Consider the following 19,157-nt stretch of genomic DNA (forward strand, 5'->3'; position numbering starts at 1 on the left):
AGCATGGACAGCTCACACTCCGACGCCGCCGCCTCGCCGAACGAGGGGTCGCCGCACTCTGAACCGCCGTACACGCGACCGCCGTACACGCGAGCGCCGTACACGCGACACCCGTTCACCGACGCGGCACGAGCCCGGCTGGCGATGGCGTACGAAGCGTGTGATCTGGCCGAGATCGCACGCGCGGCCGTGCCCGTCGGTGAACGCGAGCTGCGCCCCGACGGCACCACGCACTCCCCCGGCTCGGTGCTATCCGACGCCGCCCACGTGCTGCGCGCCGCGCAGCGCTTCTTCGAGGCCGCCACCGTGTACGAGCGGCTCGGCGGGGCGAACTGGCAGGTCATCGGTGACGTCCTGGGAGTGGACGCGCCGACGGCGCGGGCACGCTTCACCGCGGCCGAGTCCTGCTTCCGTGAGGAGCTGCGCGCCGCCGAGTCGGCCTCGGCCACCAAAAGTTCCACTCAGGTGGGGTGGTGGCGGGATTACGTTGCAGGCAATCCGCTGGAAGCCGCCCGCGACCTCGACGACTGGGTCCTGCGCCACGCGGACGGGGACGCGGGCGGGGACGGGAGCGTGCGCGGCGGCGGGGACGCGGGCGGAGACGGGCGCGGGCGCGGCAGCGAGGACGGAGACGGAAACCTCGGCGCCACGCCGGTCTCCGGCGGCCTGACGTGAACCACGCCCACCCCGGCCACAAGTCATCAGTCCGCCACCACAGCACCTGACGCTGCGTCACAGGCAAGAACCGGACTGCCACTCTCCACGCACCCCTGCCCCCGCCCCGCCTTCCGCCGACAGGTCCACCCACACCCGCACTCGACGCCACCTGGGCCGATCCCCCCACACTCACCCCCGCCAACTCCCCTTGATTGAGGGGTAAATAGCAGCCGAAATCCGCCCGTATCGGCAATCGGGCGCAGCTCCTACTCTGTGAGGCGCACACGCGGGGGATCACTGTCCGTCTTCCACGGAGGTTGGCAATGTCTGCGTTGTCCGAGGGGATCTACCTGCTCAAGAACGAGGCGAGCGGGCTGTACGCGGGAGTGCGGGGGGCCAAGACCGCACAGAGCGCCCCGGTCGTGCAGCAGGAGCTGCACCCGCAAGGAACCGCCCGGAACAGCCAGTTGTGGCATCTGCGGCCCAGTGCCGCCAAGGAGGGCGCCTGGACGCTGCAGAGCGTGCACAGCACCATGCGCATGGACATCATGACCGGCCGTGGCCGCGCGGGCTCGCCGGTGCAGCAGTGCCCGGCGGAGACCCGGCAGGATCTGCTGGATTCCCAGCTGTGGCGGCCGGTCGCGGCCGGCGACGACCGGTACACGCTGGTCAACGTGAACAGCGGCCACCTGCTGTCCGTCGAGGACGACAGCAACATGCCGGACGTGCCCCTGGAGCAGGCGGCCAAGCCCTCCGCGGGCGCCCGCATCGCCCAGCAGTGGCGCCTGGAGCGGGTGCCGAGCCGGGGCGAGACCACGGCGTTCGACGCGCTGACGGCCACCGTGGTCTCCGCCGGCGGCGGCATCCTCGGCTCGGTTCTCGGCTCCCTGAGCGGCGCGGCCAAGCAGGCGCTGGACGCGGGCGGCGGGATCTTCGAGGCGGCGGCCAAGTCGATCCCGGACAGCGACGCGCCCTACGTACGCTTCGAGGGCTTCCGCCGTGACGAGTTCATCCGCTTCTCCAAGCGGCGCGGCATCGAGGCGGGCCCACGGAAGATCGCCGAGCAGTTCCCGCATCTGCCCAAGCCCTTCCGCGACGGTTTCGACGCCGTGGGCCCGGCCGCCAAGCGCAGCGGTCACACCTATCTGGGCTTCACACGGGACCAGGCCATCGAGTTCTCCGACAAGAGCCACGGCCCCGTCCACGACGCGGAGGCCATGCTGCACCCCGGCCTCGTACAGGCGGTCGGCGAGCTGTGCGACGTCACCGGCTTCGGCACCGAGCGCGGCAGGCTCGTGATCTTCGGCCGCAAGGACAGCGTCACCATGGACCCCACCAAGGTGGATCTGGCGCGTGGCTCGTCCCACCAGCAGTTCCTGCTGACGGCCGCACCCGACGCCTTCGGGTTCGGGCCGGACGCGGCGGCCACGGCCGTCTCGGACTCCACGGCGCACTACTTCCTCACCAAGGGCGACGAGTTCGTCGTCGTCTCCGAGGACAAGCTCATCCAGGGCCCGGCCAGGCTGACCGAGGCCTACCCGTTCCTCGACGGCCTCTGGATGTAAGGGTGTAGCGCCCGGTCCCGTCGGCCCCACCGTCGGCGGGACCATGCCGCACCTAGGGCCCTTCTGACGGAGATCCATCAGAAGGGCCCTAAGCCGTGAGGTCGGCTCCCGCCGCTTCCCCCAGTGCGTCGAGCACCGGACGGATCAGCGGATGCTCCTCCGCCCCGCACCGCACCGCCGCGAACACCCGGCGGGTGGGAGCGACACCCTCCACCGGGCGGATCACCACGCCCGAGACATCCATGCCCCGCAGCGCCGAGCGGGGCACGAGCGCCACGCCCGCCCCCGCCGATGCCAGGGCGACCACCGCGCGGAAATCGTCCGACCAGTGTTCGAGCAGCGGCTGGAAGCCCGCCGCCTCGCAGGCGAGTATCACCACGTCATGGCAGGGGTTGCCGACGAAGGGGCCGATCCACGCGTCCTTGGCGAGCTCCGCGAGCGGCACCCGCTCCGCCGCCGCCAGGCGATGTGCCTCCGGGAGCACCGCGTCGAACGGCTCCGCGTAGAGCGGGACGCGCGTCAGCCGCGGGTCGTCCGCGCCCGGTGCGCCCCGGTACTCCACCGCCACGGCGACGTCCACCTGCCGGTCGAGCACCATCGGCAGGCTCGCGTCGCCCTCCGCGTCCTGGACCCGCACCCGGATGCCGGGCGCGAGGGTCGCGAGGCGCGCGAGGGCGGGGCCGACGACCAGGCCGATCCCCGTGGCGAAGGACGCCACGGTCACCGTCCCCGCCGCGCCCGAGCTGTACGCGGCGAGTTCCGCCTCGGCCCGTTCCAGCTGGGCGAGGACCGCGTTCGTGTGGGAGAGCAGGATCTCGCCCGCCGGGGTCAGCCTGACCCCGCGGGCGCCCCGCTCGACCAGCCGGTGGCCCGTCTCCTGCTCCAGGGCGGTCAGCTGCTGGGAGACCGCGGACGGCGTGAGATAGAGCGCGGCGGCAGCGGCCGTGACCGTGCGGTGGTCGGCCACCGCACGGAGGATGTGCAGCCGCCGCGCTTCGATCATGGGGTCGATTGTCCCGCACCACGGAACCCACCGACACCACTGGTCCGGCCAAGCCCATCAGCCACCGCGGGCGCCCGCCCCGGGCGCTCTCAGGCGTCCAGCTCCGCCCGTGCCGCCACGAAGGCGTCCACCGCGCGGTTCACGTCCTCCGTGGAGTGCGCCGCCGACAGCTGGACGCGGATGCGGGCCGCGCCCTGCGGCACCACCGGGTACGAGAAGCCGATCACGTACACGCCGCGCTCCAGGAGCAGCTCGGCCATCCGGCCCGCGACCGAGGCGTCGCCGATCATCACCGGGGCGATCGCGTGGTCGCCCGGCAGGATGTCGAAGCCCTCCTCGGTCATCCGCGAGCGGAAGAGCGCCGTGTTCGCGGCGAGCCGCTCGCGCAGGTCGCCCGCCGACTCCAGGAGGTCGATGACCTTGAGCGAGGCCGCCGCGATGACGGGGGCGAGCGTGTTCGAGAAGAGGTACGGGCGCGAGCGCTGGCGAAGGAGCGCGACGATCTCCGCGCGGGCGGCGACATAGCCGCCGGAGGCCCCGCCGAGCGCCTTGCCGAGGGTGCCCGTGATGATGTCGACGCGGTCCATGACGCCGTGCAGTTCGGGCGTGCCGCGTCCGCCGGGTCCCACGAAGCCGACGGCGTGCGAGTCGTCGACCATCACCATGGCGTCGTAACGCTCGGCGAGGTCGCAGATCTCCCGCAGCGGGGCGACGTACCCGTCCATGGAGAAGACGCCGTCGGTGACGATGAGCTTCCGGCGCGCGCCGCCCTCGGATGCCTCCTTCAGCTGCTGCTCCAGGTCCGCCATGTCGCGGTTGGCGTACCGGAAGCGGCGGGCCTTGCTCAGTCGGATGCCGTCGATGATCGAGGCGTGGTTGAGCGCGTCGGAGATGACCGCGTCCTCGGCGCCGAGCAGCGTCTCGAAGACTCCGCCGTTGGCGTCGAAGCAGGACGAGTAGAGGATCGTGTCCTCCTGGCCGAGGAACGCGGACAGGCGCCCCTCCAGCTCCTTGTGCACCTCCTGCGTGCCGCAGATGAAGCGCACGGACGCCATGCCGTAACCCCAGCGGTCCAGGGCCTCGTGCGCGGCGGCGATCACCTCGGGGTGGTCGGCGAGGCCGAGGTAGTTGTTCGCGCAGAAGTTGAGGACCTCGCCGGGGCGGCCTCCCGCGGTGACGGCGACCGTGGCGGACTGCGGGGTGCCGATGACGCGCTCGGGCTTGTGCAGTCCGGCGGCGCGGATCTCGTCGAGGGTGGTGCGCAGGTCGTCGCGTACGGAGTCGAACATGCTGGGTTCCTTCGGCAGCTGAGGCAGGGGCGGCAGGTCGGGCGGGGGCAGGGTTCAGACGGTCCAGTCGAGGATGACCTTGCCGCCGCGGCCGCTCGCCGCGTCGTCGAAGGCCGCCTCGAAGTCACGGTGGCCGTAGCGTCCGGTGATCACGGGGGCGAGGTCTAGGCCGCCTTCGAGCAGCACGGACATGGAGTACCAGGTCTCGAACATCTCGCGGCCGTAGATGCCCTTGATGGTGATCATGGAGGTGACGATCCGGGACCAGTCGACGGCGAACTCCTCGGCCGGCAGACCGAGCATGGCGATCTTGCCGCCGTGGGTCATGTTGGCGAGCATGTCGCGCATCGCGACGGGGTTGCCGGACATCTCCAGGCCGACGTCGAAGCCCTCGCGCAGGCCGAGCTCGCGCTGCCCCTCGGTGATCGAGGTCTCGGCGACGTTCAGTGCCAGGCTCGCGCCGACCTTGCGGGCGAGCTCCAGGCGCTCCTCGCTGACGTCCGTGACGACGACGTTGCGGGCGCCCGCGTGCCGGGCCACGGCCGCGGCCATCAGGCCGATCGGCCCCGCGCCGGTGATCAGGACGTCCTCGCCGACCAGCGGGAAGGACAGCGCGGTGTGCACCGCGTTGCCGAACGGGTCGAAGATCGCGGCGACGTCGAGGTCCACGGGAACGCGGTGCACCCACACGTTCGAGGCGGGCAGCGCGACGAACTCCGCGAACGCCCCGTCCCTGCCGACGCCGAGGCCCACCGTGGCGCGGCACAGGTGGCGGCGGCCCGCCTGACAGTTGCGGCACTTGCCGCAGACCAGGTGGCCCTCGCCGCTGACCCGGTCACCGATCTTGATGTCGGCGACGTCCCGGCCGGTCTCCACGACCTCGCCGACGAACTCGTGTCCGACGACCAGCGGCGCCTCGATCGCCTGCTGCGCCCAGCCGTCCCAGGCCCGGATGTGCAGATCGGTCCCGCAGATCCCGGTGCGCAGCACCTTGATCAGGACGTCCCCGTGGCCGATGACCGGCTCCGGTACGTCCATCAGCCGGAGACCCGGCTCCGCCTTCTCCTTGACCAGCGCCTTCAACGCAACGGCTCCTGTCGTACGTCGCTTCTTCCCCCGACGACACAGGAATCTTCCCTACGGCGGCGCCCGGGTCCATCGAGGATTTCTTAAGCGCCGCCGCAGCTTTCCTTCAGGCCCTTTCCTTCAGGCCCTGGTCTGGCCCCGCTCGAAGTAGGCGATCAGCTCCGGGTCGAGCTCGGGCACCTCACGCGGCGTGCCCCCGTCGCGCAGCGACTGCGTGGCGCGTACGCCCGCCGCCACCGCCATCCGGGCCGCGACGGGCGAGGTGTCGGTGCGGCCTCCCTCGCGCACGAACCGTACGAACTCGTCGATGAGCAGCGGGTCGGAGCCGCCGTGTCCGCCCTCGTCCTGCTCGTCCGGCACCGCGTACTCCGCGTCGGCCTCGGGGCGGTGGGCCGAGCGGCGCGTGTTCCAGACCTTCACCACTCCGCCGGGGCCGTCGCCGAAGTTCTCCAGGCGGCCCGCGTCACCGATGACGGTGTAGTTGCGCCAGTAGTCGGGCGTGAAGTGGCACTGCTGGTAGGAGGCCAGCACCCCGTTGTCGAGGCGCATGTTGACCAGGGAGACGTCCTCGACGTCGATGACGGGGTTGAGGTCGCGCTGGGTGTGCGGCGGCCAGTGGCCGTCCTTGGTGTACCAGTCGTCCGTCTTGGGTTCGCCCGGCTCGCGGCGCGGGTTGTCGCCGTAGACCATGAGGTCGCCCAGGGCCTGCACCTGGCGGGTGTAGCCGTCGGCGAGCCAGTGCAGGACATCGATGTCGTGGGCTGCCTTCTGGAGCAACAGGCTGGTGGTGTGGCGGCGTTCGGCGTGCCAGTCCTTGAAGTACCAGTCGCCTCCGTAGGCGACGAAGTGGCGTACCCAGACCGTCTTGACCTGCCCGATCTCGCCACGCCCGATGATGTCGCGCATCAGCCTGACCACGGGCATGTGGCGCATGTTGTGGCCTACGTAGAGGCGCGTTCCCGTCTCGTACGCGGTGCGCAGGATTTCGTCGCAGGCTTCGATGCCGATGTCGAGGGGCTTCTCCACGAAGACGGGCTTCTTCTCGCGCAGCGCCTCGCAGGCGAGCCGCGCGTGCGTGTGGTCGGGGGTGAGGATCACGACGGCGTCGACGTCCGGGTCCTCGACGACCTTGCGGTGGTCGCTGGATATCAGGGCGCCGGGGAAGGCCACGGCCGCCTCCGTCCGCGCGGTGACGTCATGGTCGGCGAGCGCGGTGACGCGGGAGCCCGCGCCCGGCCGGTGTGCGGTGCGGGCGAGCGAACCGCGCAGGCCGTAGCCGAGGACGCCGAGACGGAGGTCGGTCATGGTGTGCCTTTCCGTACAGATACCTGTGCACAATTCCCGGTGCGCGTGCGGGTGTTGCTATGTACGTGCAGGGTGCACGAGTACGTGGGCGAGCGCCACGCTTCCCGTGCCGGTGAGCTTGATCCTTATGTATCTGGCTTCCGCGTCCGTGTCGAGGAGTGTGGGCCGCAGCGCTCGTCCGCCGACCCGCAGGGTCGTCGCGTCGGAGAAGTCCGCGGTGCGGGCGAGCTGCACGTCGAAGTCGGCCGTGGTCATGGAGGTGTTGTTCCAGACCTCGATCTGCCCCACGTGCCTCTCCTCACCGAGGTCGACCTGCCACCAGGCGCCCGGTTCGGACAGCGTGCGGGTGTCGGTGGAGGTGTCCCCGTCGGTCGCGTACGCCGCCGGGGCCGCACCGTCCGTGGAGGACTGGGACGCGGTGCCCGCGCGGGCGAGGTCGGGGCGCAGCTGCTCGGCCGGCGCTCCGTGCGCCCCCGAGCGGGCCGCCACGGCGAGTGCCCGCGCGGGCAGCCGGTCGAGCTTGGTGTGGTTGCCCTCCATGGTCGAACCGGTGCCGGTGAGGGCCGGTGCGTCGGTGTCGGTCCAGTTGCCGGTCGCGTGGTTGCGGATGCCGTAATCGGCCCAGTTGGAGACCCACTTGTAGCCGACGCGGGTGATCACGTTGCCCTCGACGCGGATGTACGAGGACTGCTCGTCGAGGTAGATGCCGTTGCCGTCGCGCTCGGTGTTCCCGTGGGCGGAGCGGTTGATGTAGTTGCCGGAGACGACCGTGCCGGGCTGGGCTCCCTGGGTGTAGATGGCGCCGCCGTCGTGCTGGGCGTGCTCGACGCGCATCACGTTCGTGATCCGGTTGCCCGTGATCCGATTGTCCCGCAGGACGGACTCCTGGGCCTCGGGCTGCTTCCATCCCCAGCCGACGGAGATCCCCGAGTAGGGCAGATCGTCGAGGGTGTTGTGGTCGACGGTCAGCCCGGCCTCGTACCCGGCCCAGATGCCGACCGCGTCGGTGTACTCGACTCCGGCGCGGCGGATCGTGTTGTAGGCGACGGTGTTCCGCTCCCCCGCGAGTTCCGCCCCCGGCTTCGGCTCGGTGTCGCCGACGTACACGGCGCCGGACGACAGGTCCGTGAAGCGGGAGCGGGTGACCGACGAGTCCCTGGTGCCCGCCTCGAAGATGACTCCGGCGCCGCCGAGCCGGGTGAACTCGGCCCCGGTGACCGTCACATGTCGACCGCCCCGGACCGTCAGTGCCGCGCTCGGCTTGGTGTAGTGACGGCCCGCGTGGTCGACCGGGCCGCTCGCTCCGGTGAGGGTGAGACCGGCCTGGGTGCCCGCATAGCCCTCGTCGGTGGACGGTTGGCCGTACGCGGCGTGGGCGAAGCCGATGCCCTGCACGCGTACGTCGTGAGCGCCGTCGACGACCATGAGCCGCTCGGTCACCGGGGTGAGCACGCGCGCGTGGCGCATGTCCTCGCCCTTGCGCGGAAGGTAGGTGACGGTGCGGGCGTCGGCGTCCCACACGAACTCGCCCGGCTCGTCCAGGAGTTCGCGGGCATTCTCGAAGAAGGCCACTCCGGAGTAGCGCGCCGAGTCGACGGTGGTGGAGTCCCACGCCGGCCCCGTACGGTTCGTGCCGCTCGCGGAGTTGGTCCAGCAGGGCTGCGCGAACGTCATGCGGTCGCCGTCCAGGGAGGCAATCCGGCAGTGGTAGTTGCGCCAGCGGACCTTGATGACGGCCTCCGCGCCGGTGGGGCGCCGCCATGTGTCGATCCCGGCGGCGGTGGCACCCGTCATTCCGGTCTTCGTCGCGTCGCAGGTGCTCGCCGCGCAGGCCTCGCCCCGCGCGCGCACGGCCCGCTCCCCGTCCACGAAGAGCTGGCGCGGGGTGACCCCTTCGGGGACATCGGCCGTCCAGGTGCCGTCGGCGCTCTTGTGCCAGCCGGTCAGCGCCTTGCCGCCGGACAGGACGGGGCGGGCGCCGCGCGCGGCGGTCCAGGTGACGGTGTGCCCGTCACGTCCGGAGTCGGCCGCGCCCAGCTTCAGCGGCTTGCTCAACTCGTATGTGCCGTCGCCGAGTTCAATGCGTACATCCCGTCCGCTCACCGTGCGGGCCGCGTCACGAGCGGCCCGCGGGGTGCAGGGGCGGGTGGCGGTGCAGGACTCTCCCGAGCCGTGCGGGGCCGCGTGAATGACCTTGGGGCCCGGGGCGGCCTGGGCCACACCCTGGGGGGCGATGACAGCACCGAGGGCGGCGAGGGCCACAGCCGCCGCGGTCAGGTGCGGGCGCCTCACTTCGCGACACCCCAGTCCGGGTGGCCTGGCATGGGCGGGTTGTCGAGGTCGAACAGCCAGTGGTTCAGGAAGGTGCCGACCGAGTCGTCGCCGGTGACCTCGACGGCGTTGTCGACGAAGTCCTGGGTGGAGGCGTTGCCGTGCCGGTGTTCGGTCAGCCACGCCTTCATGACGGCGCCGAACTTCTCGTCCCCGATCTGCTGGTTGAGGGCGTACAGGGAGACCGCCGCGCCGTCGTAGATGTTGAAGCCGCCGAGCCCGGTGGGCTTTCCGGGCGGCCCGTCGGCCTTGCGCACCGCGTCGAGCTTGGCGTACGCGGTCCGCATCTTCTCCTCGATGGGCTGGAAGCCCTTCTGGTCCGCCCACACGGCCGCGTAGTAGACGGCGGGTCCTTCGTTCAGCCAGGCATCCTGCCAGGTCGCGGGGGTGACGGAGTCACCGAACCACTGGTGGGTCAGCTCGTGGACCATGGTGGTCGAGTAGGTGGGCCGGTCGAACCACGATGGACCGAAGAGCGACAGGGTCTGGTTCTCCAATGCGTCGCTGTAGCCGTCCCGCACGATCTGCACCCCGTACGTGTCGAACGGGTAGCGCACGCCGAGAGTCTTCTCCAGCCACGCCAGTTGGCCGCCGGTCTCCTCGACGACGGGCTTGTACTTGGCCTGCCGGTCCTCGGGGACGAGGTGGCGCAGCTTCACGCCGTGCGGGCCACGGCCGTAGAGATAGGTCTGCTTGTTGACGGAGATCCCCAACAGCTCGGGCGCCATGGGCGACTTGAGGGAGAAGTCCCAGGTCTTGCCGGGCCCGGAGGCCTTGGTCCCGGTGGCCTTACGGGTTCCGGTGAGATTGCCGTTGGCGCCCGGTGTCCAGCCGTCGGGGGCGGTGAGGTGGAAGGACCAGGTGGCCTTGTCCGAGGGGTGGTCGTTGACCGGCGCGAAGGTGTCGGCGCGGGAGGCCTGGGCCGCGGAGGCGAAGCCGCCGTCGGACATGTGGCGCCAGCCGGGCTGGCCGATCGGCTTCGTCTTGCCGTTGCCGTGGTAGGTCAGTTCGACGTCGAAGGCGCGGTGGTCGCGCAGGGCACCCGCCGGGGTGACGGTGAGCTCCTGGCCGCTCTGCCCGGGCGCGATCGTCCAGGCAGCCCTCTTGCCGTTGACCTTGACCGCGTCGATGGCAAGGGAGTCGACGTCGAGGTTGAAGGACGACAGGTTCTGGGTGGCTCTCGCCTTGATCTTCATGGTGCCGGTGAAGTCGTACGTCACCGGCGTGAAGTCGAAGGAGAGGTCGTAATGGCGGACGTCGTAGCCGCCGTTGCCGAGCGTCGGGAACAGCGGGTCGCCGACGCCGTCCGCCCCCGGGGACGGGTCGAAGGGCGCCGCGTGGGCGGGGAGGGCGAGCGCGAGAGTGGCGGCCGCGGCCACGGTCGCCGTCGCGGCACGGACGGTGCGAGCACGTACGGTTCGGGTCCTGTTCTCAGCCATGGGGCCGCAACGTAGTAATCGCTTACTGTCGCCGTCAACACCCGGGAGCCCCCTCCGGTCGCCCTGACCGCGCCTGCCGCAGACCGGCCAGGACAGAAAGAACATAGAAAGATGCCGGGCCCTCTTGCCCTTCCATAGCAACCGCTTACATGCTGTCGCGGAATCGCTCACGCCTCTCACGCCGCTCGCTCGCTCCCCCACACTCCGATGCCCCGACGCCTCACGGGAGTTCCCATGCGCACGCCCAGCTCCGGCTCCACCGGTCCCAGCCGCCGTACGCTCCTCGCCGCGAGTGCCGCGTCCGCCCTCGTCGCGCCGTCGCTGGCGCCGTCGCTCGGAGGCACGGCGTGGGCCGCCCCGGACGCCTCCCCGGAAGCCGACCCGTACGCGACCCTGCTCGCCCGTGCCGCGGCGCAGCTCACCGGCGGCGCGTTCGACCCCGAGGACCCGGACTTCGCGGCGGCGCTGAAAGTCCTGGACACCCAGGCCTCCGGCTGGTGGCGGGACCTGGACCGGTCCGCGGGCCGCACCGCCCTGTGGGCCGACCTCTCCCCCGCGAAGGACGCGGGCAACTTCGGCCAGAGCTACACCCGCCTGCGCACGATCGCCACGGCCTGGGCCACCCCCGGCACCTCCCTCAGCGGCAGCGCCGAAGCGGCGGACGCCCTGCTCGCGGCCCTGCGTTTCCTGCACGACGACGCCTACAACCCCGGCCGCCCCCAGTCCGGCAACTGGTGGTTCTGGGAGATCGGCGCGCCCCGCGCCCTGATGGACACCTGCGTCCTGCTGGGCGACAAGGTCCCGGCGGCCGACCTGACGGCGTACGTCTCCACCGTGGCGAAGTTCTGCCCCGACCCGGACCGCCGCACCAACGCCCCGACCCTCTCCGAGACCGGCGCCAACCGCGCCGACAAGGCCGTCATCGTGGCGCTGCGCGGGCTGCTCGCGCGGGACGCGGCCACGCTGACGCTGGCCCGCGACGGCCTGTCCGACGTCCGGGACAAGGGCAGGAACAGCCTGTTCACGTACGTCACTTCGGGCGACGGTTTCTACGAGGACGGATCCTTCGTGCAGCACGGCTCCGTCGCGTACACGGGTACGTACGGCAGTGTCCTGCTCGGCAGCGCGGGGCAGCTGATCGCGCTGCTCGCGGACTCCGAGTGGGCCGTCACCGATCCGAAGACCTCCGTGCTGTACGAGGCGGTGGACCGGACGTTCTCGCCGGTCGTCTTCGACGGCCTGATGATGGACGCGGTGCGCGGCCGCGCCATATCCCGTGAGAAAGCACCCGATCACAAGGACGGCGCGGCGGCCCTGTCCCACATCCTGCAACTGGCGGGCGGAGCCCCCGCCGCGTACACCGATCGCTGGCGCGCGCTGGCCAAGGGATGGATCAGCCGCAACAAGTCCCACCCCTACCTGAGCCTGGTCGGCGTTCCCGCGATCGCCCGCGCCAAGGCCGTCATCGACGACCCCGCCATACCCGCCGCCGACCGGCTCACCGGGCACTTCGCGTTCGCCGACATGGACCGGGTGGTGCACCGGCGGCCCGGCTGGGCGCTCACGCTCTCGCTCTCCTCGAAGCGCATCGCCGCGTACGAGGCGGGCAACGGCGAGAACCTGCACGGCTGGTACACCGGCGACGGCATGACCTACCTGTACGACGGCGACGACCTGGGGCAGTTCGGGGACGGCTTCTGGGCGACGGTCGATCCGTACCGTCTGCCGGGCACGACCGTCGACACCCGCGAGCGCGCCGACATCGGCTCGGGCGCGGGGACGGGGACCTACCGGCCGAAGAACGCCGTCGCGGGCGGTGCGGTGCTCGACGCGAGATTCGGCGCGGCCGCCATGGAACTCCTCGCCGACGGCAGCACGCTGCGCGCCAGGAAGGCGTGGTTCTTCCTGGACAACGCGGTCGTCGCCCTGGGTGCGGGCATCACCGCGAGCGACGACCGGACCATCGAGACGGTCGTCGAGAACCGGAATCTGTACGAGGACGGCGCACCGCGGCTCACGGTCGACGGCCGGCGTCAGCCCTCGCGCACCGGCTGGTCGGCGCCCCTGCCCGGCGCCCGCTGGGCCCACCTGGACGGCACCGGCGGCTATGTCTTCCCCGAGGACCCCGGGCAGTCTTCGCACGGCCGGGGCGGCGCCCGCCTCAACGCCCTGCGCGAGGAGCGGACCGGCACCTGGCGGGCGATCAACACGGGCGCGGACACCGGAGGCAGCACCACGCCCCTCACCCGCCGCTATCTGACCCTGTGGCTCGACCACGGCGTCTCCCCCACGTCATCCTCGTACGCCTACGTCCTCCTTCCCGGGGCGAGCGCCGCAGCGACCGCCGTCTGGTCCCACTCACGCCCGGTCCGCGTCGTCGCCAACAACGCCACCGCTCAGGCCGTCGAGGCCCGCCGCCACGGACTCCTCGCCGCACACTTCTGGGCGCCGGGCAGCGCGGCCGGGATCTCGGCGTCGGGCCCCTGCACCGTGCTCGTCCGGCGCGACGGCGGCGGCGTCTCGCTGGCCGTGGCCGACCCGGGCCGCACCGGCACCACCGTCACCCTGGAACTGCCCTTCCCCGTACGGAAGGTGGTCAGCGCCGATGACACGGTCACCGTCACCCCGGGGCGCCGGCCCGTCGTCACCGTCCGCGTCGAAGGTTCACGCGGCCACACGCACACCGCAGGCCTGAGGTGACCGGCACGCCCTCGCCCGGAAGTCCCCACCCCTAGGAAGCACGGACCCATCATGCCCGCACCGCATCTGGCCCTGCCGCCCACCGACCGGGTCCTCTCCCCGCTCACGGGCTGGACCCGCGCCCACTGGGAGGCCCTCGCCGACCGGCAGCTGGAGGCGCTCGTCCCGTACGCGACGCCCCACTTCGCTCAGTACCGACTGCCCGGCCGGGGCAGCTGGTCGGGGGTCGTGTCGGACGGCCTCGAGGGGTACGCACGATCATTCCTCCTCGCCTCCTTCCGGATCGCGGGAGCGGGCGGCGAGGTGGACCCTCACCTCATCGAACGCTACGCGCAGGGTCTGACAACGGGCACGGACCGCGCCGCCGCGGGCGGTGAGGCCTGGCCCGAACTCAGCGACTGCTCACAGCAGATGGTGGAGGCGGCTTCGATCGCGATCGGTCTGCACGAGACCCGCCCCTGGATCTGGGACAAGCTCGACACCCGGGTCCAGGAGCGGGTAGTCGACTGGTTCTCCGGCTTCGTCGGCGGCCGGACATGGGACAACAACTGGCGGCTCTTCCAGGTGGTGTCCGAGCAGTTCCTGGCGTCCGTCGGCGCCCCGTACAGCAAGGCGGACATCGACGGCGGGCTCGACCGGATCGAGGACTGGTATCGCGGCGACGGCTGGTACAGCGACGGCGACGGCCGCAACTTCGACTACTACATCGGCTGGGCGATGCACCTGTACCCGCTGCTCTGGGCCCGCATGGCGGGCCAGGACGACGAGGGACGCGGCAAGGTCTACCGCGAACGGCTGACCCAGTTCCTCACCACCTACCCGCACTTCTTCGGCGCCGACGGCGCCCCCGTCCACCAGGGCCGCTCCCTGACGTACCGCTTCGCGGCGACCGCCCCCGTCTGGATGGGCGCCCTCGCGGACTGCACGCCCCTGCCCCCCGGCCTCACCCGGCGGCTCGCGTCCGGCACCGCACGGCACTTCGTGGAGCGCGGCGTCCCCGACGAGCGCGGGCTGCTTCCGCTCGGCTGGTGCGGGACGTTCCTGCCGTCCACCCAGGCCTACTCGGGCCCCGCGTCCCCGTACTGGGCGAGCAAGGGCTTCCTCGGTCTGCTGCTGCCCGCCGACCACCCGGTGTGGACGGAACGCGAACTCCCGCTCCCCGTCGAGGAGTCCGACCAGTACACGGCGCTCCCCCAGCCCGGCTGGCTCCTGCACGGCACACGCCACGACGGCATCGTCCGCCTGATCAACCACGGGAGCGACCACAACCCCCTCGAAGGCCCCGCGGCCGACGACCCGCACTACGCCAAGTTCGGCTACTCCACGGCCACCGCCCCCGAGACCGCCCCGAGCGCGTGGGAACGAACCGTGGACAACCACCTCGCGCTCCTCACGCCGGACGGCACCCCGTCGCGCCGCCGCCGGATCCACCCGGTGCGCTGCGAGGGACGCGTGGCCGCCTCCCGCCACGACGCACAACTGCCGGGCTTCGAGGGCGAGTTCCCCGTCGAGACGACCAGTGCGCTGCACGGCCCCTGGGAGATCCGCGTCCACCGTGTGCAGGCCCCCGCGGGCGTGACCGTACGCGAGGGCGGCTATGCGGTGGCCGACGCGGCCCAGCCGCACGCCGAGCAGGGGCCCGGCTGGGCCCTCACCCGTACCGAAGCGGGCCTGACCAGCGCCGTCGTCGCCCTCCACGGCTGGGACGAGCAGGCGGGCATCGCCCGCGAGGTGGCCGCCAACGCCTACGGCCCGCACTCGGCGACGCCGTATCTGCACCGCAGCGGCCACGAGGGCGGCACAAGCGTCCACGTCACCCTGGTCGTGCTCTCCCAGGACACCGTCCTCCCGTCGGCGTTGAGGGAGTCCATCACCTGCACGGTGGAGGGCGAAACCGTCCGTCTCCGTTTCCCCGACGGCACCCGCCTGGAGGTGTGAGCGTCAGATCCCGCCGTCCTCCCGGCGGTGGATCTGCTCGATCAGCTCGGCCGCCATGGCCTTGATCGTCTCCAGGCCCGCCCGCCCCCAGGGGCGGGGTTCGACGTCCACGACACAGATGGTGCCGAGCGCGATGCCCGTGCGGTCGATGAGCGGGGCGCCCAGATAGGAGCGGATGCCGATCTCGTCGACCACCGGATTGCCCGCGAACCGCGGATAGTCGCAGACGTCCTCCAGGACGAGGGCCTTGCGCCGCACGATCACATGCGGGCAGTACCCGTGATCGCGCGCCATGTAGCGGTACGCCGTGTTCCCGGCGGCCGCCGTGGAGGTCAGCTCGGAGCCGTCCCCCAGGTCGTCTGGGGTGTGCAGACCGGCGAAGAACTGCCGGTTCTCGTCGATGAAGTTGACCATGGAGTACGGCGCGCCCGTGATCTCGGCCAGCCGGTCGGCGAAGGCGTCGAAAGCTAGCTCCGGACGCAGGCCTATGCCGAGTCTGCGCAGCCGCCGCACCCGGCTCGGTGCCTCCTTGTCGACGGGAGTGAGCAGCAGGGGTGCGGTCGAGTCGTACATCAGGTGTGGGCTCCGTAGCTCGGGGCGGCCGGGGCGTGGGCGAGGAGGTGTTTGACGAGGGTGAGGAGGGTCGCGATGCCCGAGCTGGAGATCCGCGCGTCGCACCGCACGACGGGCACCTGCGGGTCCAGGTCGATGGCGGAACGTACCTCTTCGGGCTCATAGCGGTGGGCTCCGTCGAATTCGTTGATCGCGACGATGAACCCCATGCCGCGCTGCTCGAAGAAGTCCACCGCCGCGAAGCAGTCCTCCAGGCGGCGGGTGTCGGCGAGGACCACCGCGCCGAGCGCGCCCTCGGAGAGTTCGTCCCACATGAACCAGAAGCGTTCCTGGCCGGGCGTCCCGAAGAGGTAGAGCACGTGCTCCGGGTCGAGGGTGATGCGGCCGAAGTCCATGGCCACGGTCGTGGTGGTCTTGTTCTCGACGCCCGACAGATCGTCGGTGCCTTCACTGACCGTGGTGAGGAGCTCTTCCGTGCTGAGCGGCGCGATCTCGCTCACCGCGCCCGTGAAGGTCGTCTTGCCGACCCCGAAACCTCCCGCGACCAGGATCTTCAGCGCGGTGGGGAAGGGGTCAGAGCTGTCGTCGTAGTCCATCGAGCACTGCCTCCAACAGGGACCGGTCAGTGGGGTTGTGGTAGAAGTCCGGGGCTCTCAGGGTGAGCGCCCCGCAGTCGACGAGATCGGAGAGCAGCACCTTGGTGACGACCGCGGGCAGCTTCAGCTGCGCCGCGATCTCCGCGACCGATGTGGGAGCCGTGCAGAGCCCGAGCGCCTGGGTGTGTTCGGGTCCCAGGTAGCCGGTGACCAGGCCTCCGGTGGCCAGCACCTGGCTCAGGAGGTCCAGTTGGGCGGTCGGCCGGGTCCGCCCGCCGCTGACCGTGTAGGGCCGGACGAGCCGTCCGGCGGATTCGTCGAGCCAGGGCCCGTCGTGCGGGGCCGCCACGCTCAATGCCTCATCGGGGCGGGTTCGCCGACGGGTTGCCGGGGCGCGGTCAGGAGGTAGGGGCGCACGCTCTTGACCAGCATCGCCATCTCGTAGCCGAGGACCGCCGCGTCCGCGTCGCGGCCGGCGAGCACCGCGAGACAGGTGCCGGAGCCCGCCGTGGAGACGAACAGGAGGGTGGAGTCGAGTTCCACGACGACCTGGCGCACGTCGCCGCCGTCCCCGAACCGGATGCCCGCGCTGCGCCCCAGTGAGTAGAGCCCGGAGGCGAGGGCCGCCATGTGGTCGGCGCTGTCCGGGTCGAGGCCGTGGACCGACTTCACGAGTCCGTCGGAGGAGAGCAGGACCGCGCTGTGGGTGTGCGGCACGCGCTGCACGAGCCCGCTCATCAGCCAGTCGAGGTCGGATACCTGCCCGGTCGGCGCATCGCTCGCCATGGTGGATCGACTCCTTGGGGTACGAAGGTCTGCCGGGGCAGACAGGGTGCTGGTGGGGTGGTGCGGTTCAGCCACCCTGGTCGCCCCCGTCGCGGGGGGTGTTGAGGTCGGGTGCGGGCGCCGGGTCGCGCATCTCCTGGGCGGCGGCGAGTCCGATGCCGCGCTGGAAGGCGGCCATCAGGCCCGGGTCGTGGCCGATGTGGTGTTCGCTCTCCGGGCGGGGCGTGGGTGCGTCCCGCAGTTGGGGCGCGATGTGTTCCTGGGCGCGCCGCTTGGGCAGTTGGGGCCGTCCCATCCGGCCGTGTACGGCGGTGCCGTTGAGCGGGGTCGGCAGTGTCCCGGTGTGCTCGGCGGCGGCCTGCCGGTCCTCGGGCCTGATGCCCGGCACGGCGTCGGCCGGCGTGGGCCTGCCCTCCCGGCCCCGCACGGGCAGCGGGGCGGGCCCGGTGCCGTGCGTGCCGGGAGCGGCCTGCGGCGGGCTCTGTGGCACGTCCGGCTGCGGCTGCCGGGGCACGGCCACCGGCTCCGGCCGGGGGGCGGCGGCGGGTGCCTGCGCGGGTTCCCGTACGGCGCCGGGGGCGGCCGGGGGCGCGGCTTGCGGGGCCGGCTGCGGGCGTCCGGCGGCGGGCTCGGCCTGCGGCTCGGTGCCGAGGAGGCCCTGCGGCAGGATCAGTACGGCCTGCACGCCTCCGTAGATGTTGGTCTGGAGGCGGACCGCGATGCCGTGGCGCCGGGCGAGCGCGGAGACCACGTAGAGGCCGATCCGTCCGTCCTGGAGGAGGCTCGCGACGTTGACCTGGTCCGGCTCGGCGAGCAGGTGGTTCATCTTGTTCTGCTCGGTCAGCGGCATGCCGAGGCCGCGGTCCTCGACCTCGACGGCGAGCCCGGCCGTCACCAGGTTGGCGCGCAGCAGGACCTGGGTGTGCGGGGCGGAGAACACCGTGGCGTTCTCCACGAGTTCGGCCAGGAGGTGGATGACGTCGGCGACGGCGTGGCCGCGCAGGGTGCCCGCGATCGGCGGCACCAGCTTGACCCGCGAGTACTGCTCGACCTCCGCGATGGCCGAGCGGAGCACCTCCGTCATGGAGACCGGGTTGCTCCACTGGCGGCGCGAGATGGCGCCGCCGAGCACGGCGAGGTTCTCGGCGTGCCGGCGGATGCGGGTGGCCAGGTGGTCGACGTGGAAGAGGCCCTTGAGCAGCTCCGGGTCCTCGACCTCGTTCTCCAGTTCGTCGAGGATCGAGATCTCGCGGTGCACGAGGGACTGCAGCCGCCGGGCGAGGTTGACGAAGACCTCGACCTTCTGTTCGCTGCCCGCGTGGCTGGAGAGCTGGGAGGCCTGCACCACGGCGGTGACGGCGACGTCCTGGGCCCGGGACAGCTCGGCGGCGAGCAGCCCGAACTCGTCGCCGTCCGGGGCGGGTGTGGCGGGAGCCTTGCGCGGGGGCGGGCCGTCGCCGCGGCGCAGCTTCTCGACGACTTCGCGCAGTTCGGCCTGTCCGCGCGCGGTGGTGCGGCGCAGGGTGCCGACGCGGTCGCGTACGGAGGTGGCGGTGCGGTCGGCGGCGATGGCGGCGATCACGACGCTGGCCAGGCTGATGGCACCGGCGGCGACCAGGATGACGAGCAGCGCGGGTTCGAGCGGTCCGGGGGCCGAGCGGACGATGAACAGCACGGCGGCAGCGGCGCAGAGCACCACCGCGACGGCGGGCAGCACGGCGATGCGCAGGAGCTGCGGCCGTATCCGGGCCTCGGGCAGCGCCGTGCCGGGTCGGCTCCCGGGCCTGCCGTGCCGGCCGCCCTCTCGGCGGTCTGCGCGGGCGGCCGGTGCACGGAGGTGAGACATCAGCGTCCTCGGTCGGGGAGCGGGCTCCGGCGGGCGCGACGTG

The 19,157-nt window shown here is 71.8% G+C and carries 15 protein-coding genes; 4 read left to right on the forward strand and 11 right to left on the reverse strand.

The window, feature by feature from the left end; translation table 11 throughout:
* Positions 1 to 3 precede the first annotated feature (3 nt).
* Both AB0I66_RS11455 and AB0I66_RS11460 read left to right on the forward strand, forming a co-directional pair.
* Entirely contained in the window at positions 4 to 675 is a 672-nt protein-coding gene (locus tag AB0I66_RS11455) for a hypothetical protein (RefSeq protein WP_363207531.1), read from the forward strand.
* Positions 676 to 980: 305 nt separating this feature from the next.
* A complete protein-coding gene (locus tag AB0I66_RS11460; RefSeq protein WP_363207532.1) occupies positions 981 to 2,222 on the forward strand; it encodes an RICIN domain-containing protein in 1,242 nt (413 codons plus the stop codon).
* Between the two features lie 88 nt (positions 2,223 to 2,310).
* Here the strand turns inward: AB0I66_RS11460 and AB0I66_RS11465 are convergent, their stop codons facing one another.
* The 6 genes from AB0I66_RS11465 to AB0I66_RS11490 all read right to left on the reverse strand — a co-directional run bounded on the left by AB0I66_RS11465 (position 2,311) and on the right by AB0I66_RS11490 (position 10,675).
* The gene (locus AB0I66_RS11465; RefSeq protein ID WP_363207533.1) at positions 2,311 to 3,225 is read right to left on the reverse strand and encodes a LysR family transcriptional regulator; all 915 of its coding nucleotides are present in this window, start codon (positions 3,223 to 3,225) and stop codon (positions 2,311 to 2,313) included.
* Between the two features lie 89 nt (positions 3,226 to 3,314).
* Complete coding sequence (locus tag AB0I66_RS11470; RefSeq protein WP_363207534.1) at positions 3,315 to 4,514, reverse strand: glycine C-acetyltransferase; 1,200 nt, start codon at positions 4,512 to 4,514, stop codon at positions 3,315 to 3,317.
* A 54-nt stretch (positions 4,515 to 4,568) separates the two neighbouring features.
* Positions 4,569 to 5,597 (reverse strand): L-threonine 3-dehydrogenase, encoded by a 1,029-nt coding sequence (gene tdh, locus AB0I66_RS11475; protein ID WP_363207535.1) that lies wholly within the window; start codon positions 5,595 to 5,597, stop codon positions 4,569 to 4,571.
* A 123-nt stretch (positions 5,598 to 5,720) separates the two neighbouring features.
* On the reverse strand, positions 5,721 to 6,905 hold the full coding sequence (locus AB0I66_RS11480; protein ID WP_363207536.1) for a Gfo/Idh/MocA family oxidoreductase: 1,185 nt from the start codon (positions 6,903 to 6,905) through the stop codon (positions 5,721 to 5,723).
* Positions 6,906 to 6,962: 57 nt separating this feature from the next.
* Complete coding sequence (locus AB0I66_RS11485; RefSeq protein ID WP_363207537.1) at positions 6,963 to 9,197, reverse strand: right-handed parallel beta-helix repeat-containing protein; 2,235 nt, start codon at positions 9,195 to 9,197, stop codon at positions 6,963 to 6,965.
* Positions 9,194 to 10,675 carry a M1 family metallopeptidase gene (locus tag AB0I66_RS11490; RefSeq protein ID WP_363207538.1) on the reverse strand — a complete coding sequence of 494 codons (1,482 nt, stop codon included), beginning with the start codon at positions 10,673 to 10,675 and terminating at the stop codon, positions 9,194 to 9,196. Before AB0I66_RS11490 ends, AB0I66_RS11485 begins: the two co-directional genes overlap by 4 nt.
* A gap of 234 nt (positions 10,676 to 10,909) precedes the next feature.
* Between AB0I66_RS11490 and AB0I66_RS11495 the strand changes: the two genes are divergently transcribed.
* Positions 10,910 to 13,375 (forward strand): polysaccharide lyase 8 family protein, encoded by a 2,466-nt coding sequence (locus tag AB0I66_RS11495; RefSeq protein WP_363207539.1) that lies wholly within the window; start codon positions 10,910 to 10,912, stop codon positions 13,373 to 13,375.
* A 51-nt stretch (positions 13,376 to 13,426) separates the two neighbouring features.
* Positions 13,427 to 15,313, forward strand: a complete 1,887-nt coding sequence (locus AB0I66_RS11500) for a DUF2264 domain-containing protein (protein WP_363207540.1) — start codon at positions 13,427 to 13,429, stop codon at positions 15,311 to 15,313.
* 3 nt (positions 15,314 to 15,316) lie between these two features.
* On the opposite strand, the gene AB0I66_RS11505 is transcribed toward AB0I66_RS11500, so the two are convergent.
* The 5 genes from AB0I66_RS11505 to AB0I66_RS11525 form a co-directional block, all read right to left on the reverse strand.
* Positions 15,317 to 15,889 (reverse strand): GAF domain-containing protein, encoded by a 573-nt coding sequence (locus AB0I66_RS11505; protein WP_363207881.1) that lies wholly within the window; start codon positions 15,887 to 15,889, stop codon positions 15,317 to 15,319.
* A complete protein-coding gene (locus tag AB0I66_RS11510; protein WP_363207541.1) occupies positions 15,886 to 16,482 on the reverse strand; it encodes an ATP/GTP-binding protein in 597 nt (198 codons plus the stop codon). Before AB0I66_RS11510 ends, AB0I66_RS11505 begins: the two co-directional genes overlap by 4 nt.
* Complete coding sequence (locus AB0I66_RS11515; protein WP_363207542.1) at positions 16,460 to 16,831, reverse strand: DUF742 domain-containing protein; 372 nt, start codon at positions 16,829 to 16,831, stop codon at positions 16,460 to 16,462. The genes AB0I66_RS11510 and AB0I66_RS11515 overlap by 23 nt, the downstream gene beginning before the upstream one ends.
* 2 nt (positions 16,832 to 16,833) lie before the next feature.
* Entirely contained in the window at positions 16,834 to 17,268 is a 435-nt protein-coding gene (locus tag AB0I66_RS11520; protein ID WP_363207543.1) for a roadblock/LC7 domain-containing protein, read from the reverse strand.
* Between the two features lie 67 nt (positions 17,269 to 17,335).
* Positions 17,336 to 19,114, reverse strand: coding sequence for an ATP-binding protein (locus tag AB0I66_RS11525; protein WP_363207544.1), 1,779 nt, complete (start codon positions 19,112 to 19,114; stop codon positions 17,336 to 17,338).
* Positions 19,115 to 19,157 lie beyond the last annotated feature (43 nt).

It is taken from the genome of Streptomyces sp. NPDC050439, from assembly GCF_040655335.1.
Classification (GTDB): Bacteria; Actinomycetota; Actinomycetes; order Streptomycetales; family Streptomycetaceae; genus Streptomyces.

Excerpts from the sequence above, each read along its gene's own strand:
- AB0I66_RS11460 (WP_363207532.1), top strand. The coding sequence starts at position 981 with ATGTCTGCGTTGTCCGAGGGGATCTACCTGCTCAAGAACGAGGCGAGC.
- AB0I66_RS11520 (WP_363207543.1), bottom strand. The coding sequence starts at position 17,268 with ATGGCGAGCGATGCGCCGACCGGGCAGGTATCCGACCTCGACTGGCTG.
- AB0I66_RS11465 (WP_363207533.1), bottom strand. The coding sequence starts at position 3,225 with ATGATCGAAGCGCGGCGGCTGCACATCCTCCGTGCGGTGGCCGACCAC.
- AB0I66_RS11495 (WP_363207539.1), top strand. The coding sequence starts at position 10,910 with ATGCGCACGCCCAGCTCCGGCTCCACCGGTCCCAGCCGCCGTACGCTC.
- AB0I66_RS11490 (WP_363207538.1), bottom strand. The coding sequence starts at position 10,675 with ATGGCTGAGAACAGGACCCGAACCGTACGTGCTCGCACCGTCCGTGCC.
- AB0I66_RS11500 (WP_363207540.1), top strand. The coding sequence starts at position 13,427 with ATGCCCGCACCGCATCTGGCCCTGCCGCCCACCGACCGGGTCCTCTCC.
- AB0I66_RS11470 (WP_363207534.1), bottom strand. The coding sequence starts at position 4,514 with ATGTTCGACTCCGTACGCGACGACCTGCGCACCACCCTCGACGAGATC.
- AB0I66_RS11525 (WP_363207544.1), bottom strand. The coding sequence starts at position 19,114 with ATGTCTCACCTCCGTGCACCGGCCGCCCGCGCAGACCGCCGAGAGGGC.
- AB0I66_RS11510 (WP_363207541.1), bottom strand. The coding sequence starts at position 16,482 with ATGGACTACGACGACAGCTCTGACCCCTTCCCCACCGCGCTGAAGATC.
- AB0I66_RS11455 (WP_363207531.1), top strand. The coding sequence starts at position 4 with ATGGACAGCTCACACTCCGACGCCGCCGCCTCGCCGAACGAGGGGTCG.
- AB0I66_RS11480 (WP_363207536.1), bottom strand. The coding sequence starts at position 6,905 with ATGACCGACCTCCGTCTCGGCGTCCTCGGCTACGGCCTGCGCGGTTCG.